Consider the following 16,504-nt stretch of genomic DNA (forward strand, 5'->3'; position numbering starts at 1 on the left):
AAATCCCGGATCGAACCCGCGGAACGAACCCGTAGAACGAGCCCCGGTAACGGACCCGTGGAACGAGCCTCCGAAACGAGCCCGCAGCACGCCCCCGGGAACAAAGCCCCGGAATCCCGGAACCGGCTCCTCCGCGCTCTCCCCCGCTCTCCCCCTCGCTCGCTACTCCACCCCGTGACCGGACTCCGCGCCGCAGACCGCTTCCGGGCCCCGCCCGGCCACCGCGTCACCGGGGGCCTCGGCCCCCGCCAGGCCGTCGTCACCGTCTCCCCTGCGGTGCCGCATCAGCCTGCGCACCAGCCGCACCATCTCGGCCGGCTCGAACGGCTTCGCCAGGAACGCGTCGACCCCCGCGGACCTGCCGCTGTCGACCTCCAGCTGCGTACAGGCGCTGATGATCGCGATGGGTATGTTCCGCGTACGGGCGTCGGCCCGCAGCCGGGCAGCCGTGTGCAAGCCGTCGAGCCGGGGCATCACGACATCCAGAGTCACCACATCGGGCCGCACGCGGTGCACGACCTCCAGGCACTCGGCACCATCGGCCGCGGTCACGACCTCGAAGCCCTCAAGCTCCAGGTTGACCCTGATCAGCTGCCGGATGACCTTGTTGTCGTCGACGACAAGGACCCGGCCGGACAAGCCAGGCACACCCCGAGGGTAAGCGTGCCCACCACGCTGCGTCCGGGTTTTCCCCACTTCCACCCCCAGCGAGCGAGCCCTCCCCGCACGCCCGCGCACGCCGCCCCAGGCCACGGCCCGCAAGCGCGTTGCAGAACACCCTTCTGGAGCTGGTAGTGTTCTACCCGTCGCCGCGAGAGAGCGGAAGACACGCCCCCGTAGCTCAGGGGATAGAGCAACGGCCTCCGGAGCCGTGTGCGCAGGTTCGAATCCTGCCGGGGGCACTTCGCAGGAAGTGCCGTGAGAACCCCGCCCAGTGACAACTGAGGCGGGGTTCTGGCGTAGACCCCCACCGGAGGGCACCGTGAGCGCACAGCCCGAAGACCCCTACGGGCCCCTGATCCCGATGCCCGAACCCACCCCCGACGCCCTGCGCGCCGCCGTCGCCCGGATCGCCCCCAGCCAGATCCCCGCACTCACCCAGCACCTCTTCGAAGCGACCACGAACGCCCAGCAGACCCAGAGCCTCGCCCCCCTGAGAGCCTTCGTCCACTCCTGGGCCGTCTTCGTCGCCGTCCACCGCCACCCCGAACGCGCCGCCCGCCTCCGCACGCTGGAACGGACCGTCGACTCGGGAGAGGGAGACGTGACCGCGGCCATCACCGAGATCCGCGAAATCCGCGAAGCGGCCGAGACAGAGGCCGGACTGTGACCGATTGGTCCTGGGAGTACAACCCGAGCGAGGAGCACGTCGCCGACGGCCTCCCGCTCGGTGTCATCGCGGAAGTGGAGCGGCTGGCCACCGAGATCGCCGCACTCGGATACGACGCGACGAAGATCGGCAGGCCCATCGACCGGGCGGGCGGATTAAGGGAGTTCGACATCCTGGGTGGGCGCGGCTTCATCAATTTCCTGGCCGTACCGCGTCATCAGTGTATTTACGTCTGCAACATCACGTGGTACGGCTGACGATCCATCGGATGCCCCGTCCTGAAACTGCTTGTTGCGCACCGCTGTTGATTGACGCCTCGCTCAGCGGCACCGAACTCTTGTGTATCGCAAGGAAAGGAACTCCCGGAACTCCCGTTTCGAGCACAGGAGGCGCACATGCAACGCCGGAAACGGAACAGATCCCGCTGGGCCCTCGCCGCGGTCGGCACTGCCCTGGCTCTGGGGGCAGGTGTCGTCACCCCCGCGTCCGCCGCGCCATCCGCGGCCTCCGCGGCCGACGGGCGGTACGTCGCGCTCGGTGATTCCTACACGTCCGGGCCTCTCATCCCCCGCCAGGTGCACCGCAAGTGCGCCCGGTCCGACGTCAACTACCCTTCGCTGACGCGCGCGGCGCTGGGCTTCACGGACTTCGCCGACGTCAGCTGCGGCGGTGCCACGACGGACGACATGTGGGAGCCGCAGTCCGGCAAGGACAACCCCGCGCAGTTCGAGGCGCTCAGTGAGGACACCTCCCTGGTCACCATAGGCATCGGCGGCAACGACATCGGGTTCGGCGAGATCCTCGTCAAGTGCTCGACCGCGCTGGCCAAGCCTGTCCCCCGCGACAACCCCTGTGAGCGGTACTACACGCAGAGCGGCGCCGACGAGCTCCAGCGGCGCATCGATGCCACCGCCCCGAAGATCGCCGCCGTTCTGGAGGCCGTTCACCAGCGGGCCAAGCACGCCCGCGTCGTGCTCGTCGGGTACCCGGTCGTGGTCGGCGACGACACCGAGGGCTGCCGCCAGTCCCTGCGCATCGCCGACGGCGACCAGCCCTACCTGCGGCGCACTCTGCACCGTCTCGACGCCATGCTGCACCGCGAGGCGGACACGCACGGTGCCCTCTACGTCGACACCACCGCCGTCACCACCGGCCATGATGCTTGCCAGCCGTTCGACGACCGCTATGTCGAAGGCCTCTTCCCCCGGTTGACCCGCCCGGCCGTCGCCGTGCACCCCAACGCCAACGGCGAACGGGCCATGGCCGAGGCCGTGCTCGACGCTCTCCAGGACGGTCCCCGGACCCGGCGCTGACGGCGCCCGTCAGCCCCTCACACCTCCCCCCGCAACACCTCCCTCCGCATGCACACCCTCCCCCACCTCTCCAGCCCCGCTTCCGCCTCCCTCCTCCGCACTTCCCTCAGCCCCTCCGTCCACTCCGTCTCCCCCAGGACCCGGAAGCCGCAGCGCTCGTAGTAGGGGGCGTTCCAGGGGACGTGGGGGAAGGTGGTGAGGGTGAGGGCGGTGAGGCCCTGGGTGCGGGACCAGTGGGCGAGGTGGTCGATCAAGGAGCGGCCGATGGAGCGGCGGGCGTGGGACGGGTGGACGGTGACCTGTTCGATGTGGGCGGCGCCGTCGACGATGTCGGCCAGGAGGTAGGCGACGGGGTGGTCGGCGGGGGTCGTGGCGGTCCAGGCGCGGCCCGACCGCTGGTAGCCGGTCAGGACGGGCAGGGACGGCGGGGCGTCGTCGGCGATCGCGTCCATGCCGAGGGCGCGGAACGCCTCGCCCGCCGCGCGCTCGATGTCCTGCAGGACGGGCAGGTCGTCGGGCGTGCACAGGCGGATCTTGGTGGGCATGCGGGGATGGTAGGGGTGGTTTCGTTCCCGGCGCCTCCGGATATCCGCGCCTCCGGATATCCGCACCCCCGGATATCCGCACTCCGGATGTCCGCGCCTCCGGGTATTGCACCTCCCGATGTCCGCGCCTCCGGACAGACCTCACGCCTTCGGATAGCTGAAGGCGTAGCCCTGCTGCTTCAGCCACGGCAGGAGTTCGCCCAGCGCCGCCACCGTCTGGCTGCGGTCGCCGCCGCCGTCGTGGAAGAGGATGGTGGGGCCCTCGCGCAGTCCGCTTTTGACCGTGGCGATGATGCGGTCGGCGCCGGGGCGGGTCCAGTCGCGGGTGTCGATGTTCCAGCCGAGCGGGCGCATGCCGTGGGAGGCGGCGAGTTGCCGGCTGTAGGGGGTGAACGCGCCGCCGGGGGCCCGGTAGTAGCGGACCTTCGTGCCGCCGGCCGCGTCCTCGATCATTTTCTGGGCGTCCAGTATCTGCTGCCGCTGATAGTCCTCGGGGCGTTTGTCCATGGCGGTGTTGTGGTCGACGGAGTGGTCGCAGAGGCGGTGTCCGGCGGCGACGACCTTCTTGACGAGGTCGGGTTGCGCTTTCGCCTGGGGCCCGATCATGCAGAAGGTGGCGTGGGCCTGGTACTTCTGCAGGAGATCCAGGACTTTGGGGGTCCAGGTCGGGTCCGGTCCGTCGTCGATGGTGAGGTTGACCGCTGTGCCGGGGCTCTCGCTCTCGTGCGAGATGTCGGGCGAGACGTTCGCCGGGGGCGTGGGTGATACGGGGGGCGCGGTGGGTCGGCCGCTCGTGGGTGGTGCCGGGGTGCGCGAGCCGTCCCCGGGCCGTTCGTTGTCGCTTTTCCCCTTGTTCCCGGGAGCGTTCCCCGGAGTGTTCCCCGGGCTGTTTCCCCGGGTGTTTCCCGGGGCGCCGGCCGACGCCCCCTCGGAGGCGTTTCCTTGATTCCTCGTGGCGGGCTTCTGCCCGCTGTCCGGGTCCTCGGTGGCCTGGGCCACGCAGCCCGGTACGGCGGCGGCGAGCGTCAGCAGCGATGCCGTCACGATCACAAGGCGCCGTCGCCTGGCGGTCGTTGGAGTCATCGGTTTTCCCCTCCCTCGGTGCGGGTCCCCGATGCGTGCCTACCCACGGACGCTCCCGAAGACGTCCATACCGAAAGGAAGGTTCCGAGGAAGTACAAGACCGTTCAAGCCCACCGCCTCGGCGGCAACTCCTCCGCTTCTCTGCGAAAGGCCATGGATGGCTATGGAAACGGTAAATCGCGACAACTTTGCGGGAGTTGTGTCGGCAGTGGTTTCTCAGCCCTCGCCGGGAGACCCTCCGTCCGCCTTCTCCACCTCCTCCGCCGTCTCGTTCTCCGCTGCCCCGCCCGCCTCGATCACCGCTGCCACCTCGGCCCTGCGGGCCGCCTCCTCCCGTGCGAAGCGCTGCGCGTCGAGCTGTTCCGCGAGCTCCTCGTCCTGCGCCATGAGCCGGTCCAGGCTGGAGTCGCCGAGTTCGAGGACGCCCAGATCGACGTAGGCGCGCTGCAGCCGTTCGCCCCACAGGCCGATGTCCTTCACACACGGAACGATGCGGCTGAAAAGGAGTTTGCGGAAGAGTTTGAGGTTGTCGGAGTGCTCGCTGAGTTCCGCCGCTTCCTTGGCCGGAATGCCGAGATCGGTCAGGACGATCTCGCCGCGCAGCCGGTCGCGCATCAAGTAGCAGCCCTCGATGACGAATTCCTCCCGCTCGCGCAGTTCGGCCTGGCTCAGCTGCCGGTAGTAGTCGCGCAACGCCATACGGCCGAAGGCGACATGGCGGGCCTCGTCCTGCATGACGTAGGCGAGGATCTGTTTCGGCAGCGGTTTGCTCGTGGAGTCGCGGAGCATGCCGAAGGCGGCGAGGGCGAGTCCCTCGATGAGCACCTGCATGCCGAGGTAGGGCATGTCCCAGCGGGAGTCGCGCAGGGTGTCGTCCAGCAGCGACCGGAGATTGTCGTCGACCGGGTAGCCGACGCCGAGCTTCTCGCGCAGGAAGCGGCTGAAGAGTTCGGTGTGCCGGGCCTCGTCCATGGTCTGGGTGGCGGAGTAGAACTTCGCGTCCAGATCGGGCACGGACTCCACGATGCGGGCCGCGCAGACCATGGCGCCCTGTTCCCCGTGCAGGAACTGACTGAACTGCCAGGCGGCGTAGTTGCGGCGCAGTTCGCGTTTGTTGCGCTCGTTCATACGGTGCCAGTAGGGGGTGTCGTGCACGGGGAGGTGCTCGTCGGACACCCCGAGCGGGTCGTAGGGGTCGACGGGCAGGTCCCAGTCGATGCGGGTGACCGCGTCCCACTGCTTGTCCTTGCCTTTTTGATAGAGGGCCAGCAGTCGCTCGCGCCCGTCGGCGTAGTCCCAGGTGAAGCGGGCCGCCCCGGTCGCCGGTACCTGCCACCCGGGACTGCCGGGTTCGTGTGCGTAGAACTTCCGCGTCCGTGCCGACGCCATCGTCCTCACCATCCTCACCGTCCCTCGCCGTACACAACGCCCGCACTCAACTCCCGTACTCAACTCCCGTACGGCGCCCCGCCGCGCGGGCACGGCCGGGCATGCGGCAGGGTCACACGCTGGTTACCGCCGGGTCAATGACCGCTGCGCGGGCTGCGACGGCCGTTCACCGGGCCGCGGGCGCCGGGGGATTGACGAGCTTGCTGACAAGCAGTCTCATAAGACGGTGACCGCGGGTAATCCGACCGGCGTCCCCCACGAGGTGTCCACCGCCATGACGACCGTGACCCAGCACCAGCCGCTCTCGGACGCGCTCGGCCCGCTCAAGGACCGCGAGCTCGTCGCCGAGAGACTGCTCGCGTCCTCCGCCCGGCACTCCTTCGACCCGGACGCCGAACTCGACTGGGACGCCCCGCTCGTGGACGGCAAGTGGTTCTGGCCGCCGGAGCTGATATCCCTCTACGGCACGCCGCTGTGGCGGCGGATGTCCGAGGAGCAGCGCATCGAGCTGTCCCGGCACGAGGCGGCCGCGCTCGCCTCCCTGGGCATCTGGTTCGAGACGATCCTGATCCAGCTGCTGGTCCGGCACATCTACGACAAGCCGGCGACCAGCGCGCACGTGCGCTACGCGCTCACCGAGATCGCGGACGAGTGCCGGCACTCGAAGATGTTCGCCCGGCTGATCACCAAGGGCGGCGCCCCCGCGTACCCGGTCTCCCGGCTGCACCACAATCTCGCGCGCGTCCTCAAGACCGCCTCGACGACGCCCGGTTCCTTCGCGTGCACCCTGCTCGGCGAGGAGATCCTCGACTGGATGCAGCGGCTCACCTTCCCCGACGAGCGGGTGCAGCCGCTGGTGCGCGGCGTGACCCGCATCCACGTCGTGGAGGAGGCGCGCCACGTGCGCTACGCGCGCGAGGAGCTGCGCCGGCAGATGGTGAACTGCCCGCGCTGGCAGGCCGCGTACACCCGCTTCGGCTCCGGCGAGGCGGCCCGCGTGTTCTCGCTCGCGTTCGTCAACCCGGCCGTCTACACCAACGTGGGACTGGACCGGCGGGAGGCCGTCGCCCAGGTACGGGCCAGCGGCCACCGCCGTGAGGTCATGCAGACGGGCGCCAAGCGGCTGACGGACTTCCTGGACGACGTGGGGGTGCTGCGCGGGGTGGGGCGGCGGCTGTGGCGCCGCTCGGGGCTGCTGGCCTGAGGCGCCTGAGGCCGGCCTGCCCTGCGTTGCGACTGCCGTCGCGCTTTCGTGGCCGCGGTCCCGTAAGGGTGGTGGCCCGTTCCGCGCGGGGTACGCGCTCGACGGTACGGCGGCGCACGGCCGTTGACCGACAGGGGGCGGGCGTACGCGCCCCACGGCGCGCGCCCGTCCTCCGGGCGCCGGGAACCCGTCGCCCCGCTCCGCTCCCCCGCCCGGCGCGGCTACGCTGCCCCGCATGAAGCGCAGCGGAACCGCCCCGGCAGGCCCGCCCGCGCCGTCCCGTGCCGCGTACCGCAGGCTGAGCGTGGAGGAGCGCCGCGCGCAGCTGATCGCCACCGCGCTGGGGCTCCTCGCGCACCGGGCTCCCGAGGACGTCTCGCTCGACGACGTCGCGGCGGCCGCCTCGGTCTCCCGGCCTCTGGTCTACCGCTACTTTCCCGGCGGCAAGCCGCAGTTGTACGAGGCGGCGCTGCGCAGCGCCGCCGACGATCTCCAGCTGTGCTTCGCCGAGCCGCAGTCGGGCCCGGCCACGGTGCGGCTCGCGGCCGCGCTCGACCGCTATCTGGCGTTCGTCGACGAGCACGACGCGGGTTTCGCGGCCCTGTTGCAGGGTGGCAGCGTGGCCGAGACCTCCCGTACGGGCGCCATCGTCGACGGGGTGCGGCGCGGGGCGGCGGCGCAGGTCCTCAAGCACCTTCAGGTCCCGGACCCGGGGCCCCGGCTGCGCCTGATGGTGCGCACGTGGCTCGCGGCGGTCGAGGCGGCCTCGCTGATCTGGCTGGACGAGGGCAAGCGGCCGCCGGCGGCGGAGCTGCGGGACTGGCTCGTCGACCACTTCCTGGCACTGCTGGTGGCGACGGCGGCGAGCGATCCGCAGACGCGGACGGTGGCGGAGGCCGTCTTCGCGCTGGAGCGGCCGGACGGGGCGGCGGGACGGCTGGTGCGCGGGGTGACACCGGTGGTCGCGGGGGCGGAGCACCTGCGGTGAGCGGCGTGACGTACGGGCCCCGAGCCACGCACCCCGCCCGCCACGGAATCCGGGCAACGCGCCCCCACGTTCCGCGCACCCCGGCGACGTACCCACCCCGTCCGCCCCTGGCGCAGACTGGACCCGTGAGAAGCGAGAACACGCCCTTCGTGGGCGGCCCCCTGGACGGGCGGGTGCTGCCCGTGCTGGTCGGTCCCACCGGGCATCCGCCGAAGGTCTACGAGGTGCCGGTGCCCGACGGCGCGGGCGGTCCGCCCCACGTGCTCGTCTACCGCCGGGAGCCCGCGGGCGCAACCCGGCGGCTCGGCCTGCCGAAGGGCTGGCGGTACGTCCACGACCCGCGCGGCCGGGGCCCCGCCCGGGGCCCGAAGTGGCCCTTCACCCGGCGCGGGCCCGGCCGGAACACCCCTCGGGAGGCCCGTGGAACGGGCCGGAGCGCGGGTGAAGAGGAAGCAACCAAGGGGTGAGCGGGTTAGGCGGATCCGACCACAGCACTGCCATTGGCCCGACCGTCATGGCACGATTCCTCCTTGGGCGGACCGATCACGCCCCTTTACCGGAGGTGAGCCCGTGTCAGGACGGTTCGTGCGCCAGATATGCACGGCGGCGCTGATAGCCGGCGCCGTGTCGCTCGTACTGCCCGCGCCGCAGGCGGGGGCCGCGCCGGCCGACCCGCCCGACCAGTCCGTCAGTGCCCTGCTCTCGCAGCTGCAGACGCTCTACCGGAAGGCCGAGGAGGCCACCGAGAGATACAACGCGACCGACGAGAGACTCAAGCAGCAGCGCGAGAAGGCCGGCAAGCTCGGCGACGACCTCGCGACGACCCGGATCGCCCTCGCCGACGCCCGCAAGGCCATCGGGCAGCTCGCCCGCGAGCAGTACCAGGGGGGCTCGGGCGCCGCGCTCTCCCCGTACCTGGGCGTCATGCTCAGCGACAACCCGCAGCAGGCCCTCGACCAGGGCCACCAGATCTCGCGGGCCGCCGGCCAGCAGGCCGCGACGGTCAAGCGGCTGGAGGACAACGAGAAGAAGGCCTCCGCGCTCGCCGCCCAGGCCCGCGACGCCCTCAACGAACAGCAGGCCCTCGCCGCGCGGCAGAAGCAGGAGCGCGACACCGTCGTCAAGAGCCTGGACCAGGTCGAGAAGATGCTGGCCTCGCTGAACGAGCGGCAGCTCGCCGAGTTGCAGCGGCAGGAGGCCAAGGACGTCGGCCAGGCCCAGGACAAGCTCCTCGCCTCGGGGCGGCTGAGCGGCGCGAAGGCCCCGTCCTCGATCGGCAGCAAGGCCGTCGAGTTCGCCTACCAGCAGCTCGGCAAGCCGTACGTGTGGGGGGCGGCGGGCCCGGACTCCTTCGACTGCTCGGGGCTGACCTCGCAGGCGTGGGCGCGCGCGGGCGCCGCCATTCCGCGCACCAGCCAGGAGCAGTGGCAGTCGCTGCCGAAGGTCGGCCTGGACGAGCTGCGCCCCGGCGACCTGGTGATCTATTTCGAGGGGGCCACGCACGTCGCGCTGTACATCGGGGACGGCCTGGTGATCCAGGCGCCGCGCCCGGGCGCGTACGTGAAGGTCTCGCCGATCGCCTCGAACCCGCTGCTGGGTGCGGTACGGCCGGACGCGGGCCGGCCCGCGCTGTCCGGCTATGTGCCGCCGCGGCTGCCGGAGGGGGCCCGGTCCGGTTCGGACGCCGGGTACGGCTCGGCGAGCGCGCCCGGCCGGTGAGTACGGGGCCGGGGCGGTCCGTCGCGTACCGGTGACGCCCGTCCCGGCTCAGGCGCGGCCCGCCGCGACCCGGGAGACGTAGGCGGCGGCCCGCCGGGGGTCGTAGAACCAGTCCCCGAAGTCCGAGGGGTCGTCGTAGCCGTTGGCGATGCGGTCGGCCACGCTCTGGTGGTCGGCGGCGGCCGTCATCAGGCCCAGGACGTGCGGACGCAGCGGCGCGAGCATGGTGTTGGTCCACTCGGTGACGTGCCGGGCGCGGGCCTCCCAGTGGTGCTCGAAGAGGGAGCGCATCCAGCGGGCGTCGAAGGGCCGCTCGGCCCGTTCCACTATCGCCGCGAGGTAGGCGGCGGCGCATTTGGCGGCCGAGTTGGCGGTCTGTCCGGTGACCGGGTCGTCGGTGACGACGACGTCGGCGGCGCCGAGGACGATGCCGCCCGACGGCAGCCGGCCCACGGGTCTGCGGACGACGGGGGTGGCGCGGCCGGTGAGCGTGGCGCCCGCGTCGGTGAGCTCGACGTGGGTGGCGCGCGCGTACACCCAGGGCGCGTAGCGCTCCAGCAGCTCCAGGGTGCGCGCGAGGTGCTCGGCGGGGGTGCGGGGGTCCTGGAAGACGTCGAGGGGGCCGCCGGGTATGCCTTCCCAGAAGAGGATGTCGGCGGGCCCGGAGGCCGTCAGGGTCGGGATGACCAGGAGCTCTCCGGCGCCGGGGACGAGCGTGCAGTGGACGGTCTCCAGCCCGGGATGGCTGTGGCCGGGGCCGAGCCCGTGCACGTAGGAGACGGCCAGAGCGCGCTGCGGGGCGGCGTACGGGGAGCGGGCGGGGTCGCGTTCGAAGAGGGAGGCGAGCTCGCCCCGGCCGGTGGCGACGATGACGAGGTCGTAGCGGCTCGCGAAGAAGTCCAGGTCGGAGACGGTGGCGCCGTGGATGACGAGCCGGCCGCCGCGTTCGGTGAAGGTGTCCAGCCAGCCGGCGGTCTGCACCCGCTGGTCGACGGACCGGGCGCGGCCGGCGAGCCGGCCCACCCAGTGCGCGGCGGGCGCCGCTCCGCCGGCGCCGGGACCGGCCACGCAGATCCCGAGGCCCTCGATGCCGGGGGCGTGGCCGGACCAGAAGTCGAGGCCGAGGGCGCGCTCGTGGGCCAGGGCGGTGCGGAAGGCGCACGGGGCGGACATGACGCGGCCCCCGCGTATCTCGTCGGCGGTGCGGTGGGACATCAGCGTCACGTCGTAGCCCCGGGTCTGCAGTCCGAGGGCGAGCAGGAGCCCGGACTGGCCGGCTCCGACGATGAGGATGCGTCGCATGGGAGTGCTCTTCGTGTCCTTCTCGGGGGTACGGCCCAGGGGTTCGGGCCGCTACACGGGGGTGTCGTCCAGGGCCCGGCCGACAAGGGCGAGCAGGGTGTCGACGACGGAGACCCGTTCCCGGGCGTCCATGGTCAGCACGGGCACGTGGGCGGCGACACACAGGGCCTCGCGCACGTCCTCCGTCGCGTAACCGCGGGTGCCCTCGAAGCGGTTGACGGCGACGACGTACGGCAGGCCGGAGCTCTCGAAGTAGTCGAGGGCGGGGAAGCCGTCGGCGAGGCGGCGGGTGTCGACGAGGACGACCGCGCCGATCGCGCCGCGCACCAGGTCGTCCCACATGAACCAGAATCGTTTCTGACCCGGGGTGCCGAACAGGTAGAGCACCAGGTCGGATTCGAGGGTGATGCGCCCGAAGTCCATGGCGACCGTGGTGGTCTCCTTCTCCGGGATGGCGGTGGCGTCGTCGACGCTCTCGCCGGCGACGGTCATGACCGCCTCGGTGCGCAGCGGGGTGATCTCCGAGACGGAGCCCACGAAGGTGGTCTTGCCGACGCCGAAACCGCCCGCCACGACGATCTTCGTGGCGTGGGGGGCGCGGGAGCGGTCGGTCTGCCAGCCGCGCACCTCGCCGTCGACGGCCGGGGGCGGGGGCATCCGGTCGGTGGGCGCGGTGCTGCGCTCGCCCGGGGCGGGCCGGCGGCCGCTGCCGCGCCGCTCGGGGCGTTTCTGCTTGCGGCCGGTGGTACGGGCGGCGGCCCGCTCCAGGGGGTCCGTCCCCTTCGTCCGGGGCGGCTCGGGGGCCGACGGGCCCGACGGGCCTTTCAGTGTGGTCGGTTCAGAGCCTGTGGAGTCCACCCCGCACCCTTTCCAAGGTCACGCGGTCGGGCCGGCCGGGGGCGTGTCCGCTGTCGAAGAGGCGGATACGGCCCTGGTCGGCGAGTTCGAGAAGCAGGACGCGCACGACGCCCAGGGGCATCTTCAGCAGTGCGGCGATCTCCGCGACGGAGCGCAGCCGACGGCACAGTTCGACGATGGCCCGGCCCTCCGGCAGCAGCCGGGCGGCCGCCGCGGCGGGCCCGGCGGGCGGCTGCGGTCCGCCGAGGGCGCCCCGCGCGCGCGGCGGGGCCGTGGCGCGGGGGTCGTCGAGGGCGGCGACGAAGGTCTCCAGGAGCAGCACCGTGCAGCGGCGGGGGCCGGGGCCCGCGCAGGGACCGGTGAGGGAGTACGGGCGTACGCGCGCGGGCCTGCGGCGGTGGGCGGCGACCGCGCCCGGGTGGAAGGTCATTCGGCGGCCTCCACCGACTGGCGCAGCTCCCTGCGGAGTTCGGGGGTCAGGACGTGGCCGGCGCGGCCGACGAAGAGGGCCATGTGGTAGGCGACGACGCTCATGTCGCAGGCCGGGTCGGCGTGGACGCCGAGCAGGGAGCCGTCGCTGATGGTCATGACGAACAGGCTGCCCCCGTCCATCGCGACCATCGTCTGTTTGACGAATCCGCCGTCCATGAGGGCCGCGGCGCCCGTGGTGAGGCTGCCCAGGCCGGCGACGATGGTGGCGAGATCGGCGGTCGAGCCGCGCGGGCCCGGGGGCCGGCCGGTGCCGTCGGGGGCGGGGTGCTCCGGCTCGGAGGACAGCAGCAGCAGTCCGTCGGAGGAGACGACGGCGACCGAGCGCACTCCGGGGACCTCCTCGACCAGATCGGTCAACAGCCAGCGCAGATTGCGGGCTTCGTCGCTCAGCCCGAACGCGGCGGGGCCGACAGGGGTGACGGGGGTGGCCCCCCGGGACATTGCAGTCAACCGCGTGCCTCCTCGACAGTGCCGCCGTCGGCCGGCGACCCCGCTTGGTTCCGGGATGGGTTCCGGTCTGTGGTGCCTGCCGCCCACTCGGCCTCGGCGGCACGCCGTCCGTCACGTGCGCCCTGCTGGAATCCGGCGAGCTTGTCCCGCAGGGCCTGCGCGTCGACACCCTGACGCGGCCGGGCCGGCTCCGGGCGCGGGGGGACGGGCTGCGGGATGCGCCGGGGCAGGCCCTGCCCGGTGAGATCGACGCGCTCCCAGCCGGGGGGCTGCGCCCCGGGGGAGGCGGACGTCTGCGGGCGGGCGTGGCGTCCTTTGGGCGACGCCCCGGAGGGCTCCCCCGCCCAGGGAGGCCGGACACGGCCGGGCCGGACGGGATCGATGGGCTGGAACGGCGGCGCGGAGGGGCTCTGCCCGGTGCCGGTGCCTGTGCCTGTGCCGGGGAAGATGCCGAGCCGCATCGTCGTGTCGACGGACCACTCCGTCGGCGAGGTCCCGGCAACACCGGGCAGCCCGACGGGCCGGAAGCGGGGCGGCTGCGGCTTTCCGGTACGGCCGGGGGTGCCGATGGCGCCGGGGGCGCCGGGATATCCGGGGGAACCCGGGGTCGCGGTCGGGCCGTTACCGCCCGAGGCACCGGGCAGGCCACCGGCTCCGGCGGAACCTCCGGCGCCGCCGGTAGTGCCGGGATATCCGGGGGAACCCGGGGGCCCAGTAGGGCCGTTACCGCCTGGGCCGCCCGAAGCACCGAGCACGCCACCGGCTCCGGCCGAACCTCCGGCGCCGCCGGAAGCACCGGGGTATCCGGACGAACCCGGAGCCCCAGCAGGGATGTTGCCCGGATCGCCAGGCGTGCCGCGGGTCCCGGCGGAACTCCCGGTGCGGGTGGGGGCGCCGGGAAATCTGCCGGTGGGGCCGTTGCTTCCCGGCGCACCGGGATACCCAGGCGACCCCAAGGTCCCAGGGCCGTCGCCGGAACCATCGGGGGCGCCGGGCAGGCCGGGCGTCCCGGCAGAATTCCCGGCGAGGCCGGAGGCACCGGAATACTCGGACGAACCCGGAGTCCCGGTAGGGCCGGTGCCGCCCGCGCCGCCCGAAGCACCGAGCAAGCCACCAGCTCCGGCCGAACCTCCGGTGCCGCCGGAAGCACCCGGGTATCCGGGCGAACCCGAAGCCCCAGCGCGACCGTTACCGGAACCGCCAGAGCCGGCAGAACCCCCGCCGCCGCCAGAGGCGCCGGAGTATCCGGACGAACCCGGAGTCCCAGCAGCACCGTTACCGGAACCGCCGGCAGGGCCGATGGCTCCCGGCTCACCCGTACCGTTTCCCGGGGCATCGGGGTGTCCGAGCGAACCAGGCGGGCCCGTGGGGCCCGTACCGCCGCCGGTCAGGCCGTCGGGCGCCCCGGACGCCCAGCCGCCGCCGAACCCCGGGGATGACGCCCCAGCGCCGCCAGGCGCCCCCGCATGCGTTCCGGAGCCGCGGCGTGAACGCCCTCGCGGTGCGTAGGAGTCGGACTCGGCGAGGGAGCCGGGGAGGTGGAGGGGGCGGACGGCGGCGCCGGGGACGGGTGGGGTGTCGCCGAGGCCCGTGACCACGGGCGGGCCCGCGACGTGGAGGGTGTCGGGGAGGATGACGACGGCCGTGATGCCGCCGGCGGGCTGCTCGCGCAGTTCGACGTGGATGCCGTGCCGGGCGGCGAGCCGGGCGACCACGTGGAGGCCGAGGCCGGCCGCGGGGCGCCCCGCGCCCGTACCCGTACCCGCGGCGGGCCCGGAGCCGAAGGCGCCCGGCCGGCCGCGTGCCCCGTCCTCCCCCGTGGCCTGCGCGGGCAGGAACAGGGGCAGGGGTCGGCCGTCCGTTCCCGCGTCGGCGAGCAGGGAGTTGAGCTCGGCGAGTCTGTCGGGGGCGACGCCGATGCCCTCGTCCTGGACGGAGAGCATGATCTCGCCGCCTTCCAGGAGCCAGCCGGAGACCTGCACCTGCGCGTCGGCGGGCGAGAACGCGGTGGCGTTCTCCAGCAGTTCGGCGATGAGGTGGCTGACGTCCTCGGAGGCGTGCCCCTGGATGCGCGCGTGCTGCGGCAGCGACTGGATGCGCACTCTCGGATACTGCTCGATCTCGCCGGCCGAGGCCCGCAGCACGTCGAGGAGCGCGACGGGCCCGGGGTGTCCGGGGCCGTGGCCGGCGCCCGCGAGGACGAGGAGGTTCTCGCTGTTGCGGCGCATGCGGGTGGCGAAGTGGTCGAGCCGGAAGAGGTTCTCCAGGCGTTCGGGGTCGGCCTCGTGGGCCTCCAGGCCCTCGATGAGGGCGAGTTGGCGGTCGACGAGGCCGAGGGTGCGCCGGGACAGGCCGACGCACAGGCCGTGCGCGGGCTCCTCGGGGGTCTCCTGCGGGTGTCCGGTGGCGGACAGCCGGGAGGGGTGGCTGCTGAGGCGCTCCTCCGTCTCCCGCAGGAGCGCTTCGTGCCGCTCGCGCAGGGCGTCGCGTTCCTCGGCGATCTCCTGGCCGGAGGCGGCGAGCCGGTTGCGCTCGGCTTCGAGGACGGCGATGCGCTCCCGGTCCCGTACGGCCGCCTGTCGCAGGATGTTGACGCAGCGGGCGGTCTCGGCGAACTCGTCGTCGCAGCCCCGGAAGCCGCGGTCGCCGAGGGGGACGGGCTGCGCGCCGGCCGGGTCCGCGCACACGCGGCGGGCGCCGAGCCGGAGCGCGCCGAGCGGCCGGGTCATGGAACGGGCGCTGCGCACTCCGAGGAGCACGGCGAGCAGCAGGCACAGCGCGGCGGCGCCGGCACGGATCGCGAGCGCGGTCAGGGCGGCGCCGCGCTGCCGGTCGAGGCTCCCGGCGGCCGTGTCGGTGAGGCCGGTCTCGACGGTGCGCATCCGGTCGAGGCGGGCGGTGAGCGCGGTGTGGACGGGCTGGGCGGGCTGTTCCAGGTCGGCGGTGCCGGCCTGCGGTCCGGTGAGGCGGGCGATCTGTCCTTCGGCGGTGGTGACGTCGCCGCCGCGCACGGTACGGGCGTAGGTGTCGCGGGGGCCGGCGGGGGCGAGCCGGCCGAAGTCGGCGAGGGCGGCCTGCTCGCCGGCCACGGCGCGCTGGGCGGCGGCGGTCAGCGGGGGCTGGGTGCCGTGCGCGGCGAGGGCGGCGAGGAGCAGGGCGCGGGTGGCGGAGGCCTCCTCGACGGCGCGGCCGAGCGGCGGCAGGGCCGCGGCCGCCCCGATGCCGGGGCCGGCGCCGGCGCCCGGGACGGGCGGCACGATCGGCACGGACGGCGCGGGGGCGAGCGCTCCGGCGGCATTCCGCAGGGTCTGGAGGGTGCCGGTGTAGGCGGTGAGGACGGCGATGGCGTCGGCGCCGCCGGCGCCGAGGGCCTGCCGCCGGGTGGCGGGCAGCGCGTCGAGGGCCTTGAGCGCGTCACCGAACCGGCTCGCGGAACCCGCGGAACCCGCGGAACTCCCCGAAGCGGACGGCGCGGCGGCACGCCGGAACTCGGTGATCTGCCGGTCCACGCGGGCGCGTTGGGCTGCGGAGGCGGCCGGGGCGCGGTCCTCCGCGCGGCCGCCCGCGACGAACGGGGTCATCGCGTCGCGCTCGTCCTCCAGCGCGTGCGCGAGGGCGACGGCCGCGACCGCGGCCCGGGCGGAGCCCGCGGCGCGGTCCGCGTCGTCGAGGCCGCGCAGGGCGTCGAGCACGCCGAAGGCGCTCGCGCCGAGCACGGTCAGGGCCATGGCCGCGACGGACGCGGTCAGCCGCTTGCGCACGCGGACGGTGCGCTCCGGCACTGCCGGCACCGCCGTGGACGGCCGTTCTCGCTCCCCGCCCCGAAGCCGC

The 16,504-nt window shown here is 73.4% G+C and carries 16 protein-coding genes and 1 tRNA gene; 8 read left to right on the forward strand and 9 right to left on the reverse strand.

Annotated features, from left to right (window positions below; all coding sequences use genetic code 11):
• Window positions 1-162: 162 nt before the first annotated feature.
• Entirely contained in the window at window positions 163-702 is a 540-nt protein-coding gene (locus ACFP1Z_RS14475) for a response regulator (protein WP_390316635.1), read from the reverse strand.
• Between the two features lie 128 nt (window positions 703-830).
• Here ACFP1Z_RS14475 and ACFP1Z_RS14480 point away from each other — a divergent pair.
• The 4 genes from ACFP1Z_RS14480 to ACFP1Z_RS14495 all read left to right on the forward strand — a co-directional run bounded on the left by ACFP1Z_RS14480 (window position 831) and on the right by ACFP1Z_RS14495 (window position 2,643).
• Window positions 831-902: transfer RNA gene (locus ACFP1Z_RS14480), tRNA-Arg, on the forward strand.
• Between the two features lie 80 nt (window positions 903-982).
• The gene (locus ACFP1Z_RS14485; protein ID WP_390316636.1) at window positions 983-1,330 is read left to right on the forward strand and encodes a DUF6247 family protein; all 348 of its coding nucleotides are present in this window, start codon (window positions 983-985) and stop codon (window positions 1,328-1,330) included.
• Window positions 1,327-1,587: a hypothetical protein gene (locus tag ACFP1Z_RS14490; protein WP_390316638.1), complete on the forward strand. Its 261-nt coding sequence runs from the start codon at window positions 1,327-1,329 to the stop codon at window positions 1,585-1,587. The genes ACFP1Z_RS14485 and ACFP1Z_RS14490 overlap by 4 nt, the downstream gene beginning before the upstream one ends.
• A 138-nt stretch (window positions 1,588-1,725) precedes the next feature.
• A complete protein-coding gene (locus ACFP1Z_RS14495; protein WP_390316640.1) occupies window positions 1,726-2,643 on the forward strand; it encodes an SGNH/GDSL hydrolase family protein in 918 nt (305 codons plus the stop codon).
• Window positions 2,644-2,660: 17 nt separating this feature from the next.
• Here ACFP1Z_RS14495 and ACFP1Z_RS14500 read toward each other — a convergent pair whose 3' ends face one another.
• The 3 genes from ACFP1Z_RS14500 to ACFP1Z_RS14510 all read right to left on the reverse strand — a co-directional run bounded on the left by ACFP1Z_RS14500 (window position 2,661) and on the right by ACFP1Z_RS14510 (window position 5,660).
• Window positions 2,661-3,188, reverse strand: a complete 528-nt coding sequence (locus ACFP1Z_RS14500) for a GNAT family N-acetyltransferase (protein ID WP_390316642.1) — start codon at window positions 3,186-3,188, stop codon at window positions 2,661-2,663.
• A 141-nt stretch (window positions 3,189-3,329) separates the two neighbouring features.
• Entirely contained in the window at window positions 3,330-4,271 is a 942-nt protein-coding gene (locus ACFP1Z_RS14505; RefSeq protein WP_390316643.1) for a polysaccharide deacetylase family protein, read from the reverse strand.
• Between the two features lie 216 nt (window positions 4,272-4,487).
• Window positions 4,488-5,660: a ferritin-like domain-containing protein gene (locus ACFP1Z_RS14510; protein ID WP_390316644.1), complete on the reverse strand. Its 1,173-nt coding sequence runs from the start codon at window positions 5,658-5,660 to the stop codon at window positions 4,488-4,490.
• A 274-nt stretch (window positions 5,661-5,934) separates the two neighbouring features.
• Between ACFP1Z_RS14510 and ACFP1Z_RS14515 the strand changes: the two genes are divergently transcribed.
• The 4 genes from ACFP1Z_RS14515 (at window position 5,935) to ACFP1Z_RS14530 (ending at window position 9,571) form a co-directional block, all read left to right on the forward strand.
• On the forward strand, window positions 5,935-6,864 hold the full coding sequence (locus ACFP1Z_RS14515; RefSeq protein ID WP_390316646.1) for an AurF N-oxygenase family protein: 930 nt from the start codon (window positions 5,935-5,937) through the stop codon (window positions 6,862-6,864).
• 235 nt (window positions 6,865-7,099) lie between these two features.
• Window positions 7,100-7,852, forward strand: coding sequence for a TetR/AcrR family transcriptional regulator (locus ACFP1Z_RS14520; RefSeq protein ID WP_390316647.1), 753 nt, complete (start codon window positions 7,100-7,102; stop codon window positions 7,850-7,852).
• 125 nt (window positions 7,853-7,977) lie between these two features.
• On the forward strand, window positions 7,978-8,319 hold the full coding sequence (locus ACFP1Z_RS14525) for a hypothetical protein (protein WP_390316648.1): 342 nt from the start codon (window positions 7,978-7,980) through the stop codon (window positions 8,317-8,319).
• A gap of 103 nt (window positions 8,320-8,422) precedes the next feature.
• Window positions 8,423-9,571, forward strand: coding sequence for a C40 family peptidase (locus tag ACFP1Z_RS14530; RefSeq protein ID WP_390316649.1), 1,149 nt, complete (start codon window positions 8,423-8,425; stop codon window positions 9,569-9,571).
• 48 nt (window positions 9,572-9,619) lie between these two features.
• Here ACFP1Z_RS14530 and ACFP1Z_RS14535 read toward each other — a convergent pair whose 3' ends face one another.
• From ACFP1Z_RS14535 to ACFP1Z_RS14555, 5 genes are all read right to left on the reverse strand, one after another.
• Window positions 9,620-10,873: a styrene monooxygenase/indole monooxygenase family protein gene (locus ACFP1Z_RS14535; RefSeq protein ID WP_390316650.1), complete on the reverse strand. Its 1,254-nt coding sequence runs from the start codon at window positions 10,871-10,873 to the stop codon at window positions 9,620-9,622.
• Between the two features lie 51 nt (window positions 10,874-10,924).
• Entirely contained in the window at window positions 10,925-11,530 is a 606-nt protein-coding gene (locus tag ACFP1Z_RS14540; RefSeq protein WP_390316697.1) for a GTP-binding protein, read from the reverse strand.
• Between the two features lie 181 nt (window positions 11,531-11,711).
• Window positions 11,712-12,161, reverse strand: coding sequence for a DUF742 domain-containing protein (locus ACFP1Z_RS14545; protein ID WP_390316651.1), 450 nt, complete (start codon window positions 12,159-12,161; stop codon window positions 11,712-11,714).
• Window positions 12,158-12,664, reverse strand: coding sequence for a roadblock/LC7 domain-containing protein (locus ACFP1Z_RS14550; protein WP_390316698.1), 507 nt, complete (start codon window positions 12,662-12,664; stop codon window positions 12,158-12,160). Before ACFP1Z_RS14550 ends, ACFP1Z_RS14545 begins: the two co-directional genes overlap by 4 nt.
• Before the next feature lie 5 nt (window positions 12,665-12,669).
• Entirely contained in the window at window positions 12,670-16,455 is a 3,786-nt protein-coding gene (locus ACFP1Z_RS14555) for a sensor histidine kinase (RefSeq protein ID WP_390316653.1), read from the reverse strand.
• Between the last annotated feature and the right edge of the window lie 49 nt (window positions 16,456-16,504).

It is taken from the genome of Streptomyces gamaensis (assembly GCF_042656465.1).
GTDB classification, from domain to species: domain Bacteria; phylum Actinomycetota; class Actinomycetes; order Streptomycetales; family Streptomycetaceae; genus Streptomyces; species Streptomyces gamaensis.

What these genes read in the sequence shown, in the direction of transcription:
- ACFP1Z_RS14515 (WP_390316646.1), top strand. Translation starts at nt 5,935, where the DNA reads ATGACGACCGTGACCCAGCACCAGCCGCTCTCGGACGCGCTCGGCCCG.
- ACFP1Z_RS14500 (WP_390316642.1), bottom strand. Translation starts at nt 3,188, where the DNA reads ATGCCCACCAAGATCCGCCTGTGCACGCCCGACGACCTGCCCGTCCTG.
- ACFP1Z_RS14550 (WP_390316698.1), bottom strand. Translation starts at nt 12,664, where the DNA reads ATGTCCCGGGGGGCCACCCCCGTCACCCCTGTCGGCCCCGCCGCGTTC.
- ACFP1Z_RS14545 (WP_390316651.1), bottom strand. Translation starts at nt 12,161, where the DNA reads ATGACCTTCCACCCGGGCGCGGTCGCCGCCCACCGCCGCAGGCCCGCG.
- ACFP1Z_RS14505 (WP_390316643.1), bottom strand. Translation starts at nt 4,271, where the DNA reads ATGACTCCAACGACCGCCAGGCGACGGCGCCTTGTGATCGTGACGGCA.
- ACFP1Z_RS14510 (WP_390316644.1), bottom strand. Translation starts at nt 5,660, where the DNA reads ATGGCGTCGGCACGGACGCGGAAGTTCTACGCACACGAACCCGGCAGT.
- ACFP1Z_RS14535 (WP_390316650.1), bottom strand. Translation starts at nt 10,873, where the DNA reads ATGCGACGCATCCTCATCGTCGGAGCCGGCCAGTCCGGGCTCCTGCTC.
- ACFP1Z_RS14540 (WP_390316697.1), bottom strand. Translation starts at nt 11,530, where the DNA reads ATGCCCCCGCCCCCGGCCGTCGACGGCGAGGTGCGCGGCTGGCAGACC.
- ACFP1Z_RS14495 (WP_390316640.1), top strand. Translation starts at nt 1,726, where the DNA reads ATGCAACGCCGGAAACGGAACAGATCCCGCTGGGCCCTCGCCGCGGTC.
- ACFP1Z_RS14520 (WP_390316647.1), top strand. Translation starts at nt 7,100, where the DNA reads ATGAAGCGCAGCGGAACCGCCCCGGCAGGCCCGCCCGCGCCGTCCCGT.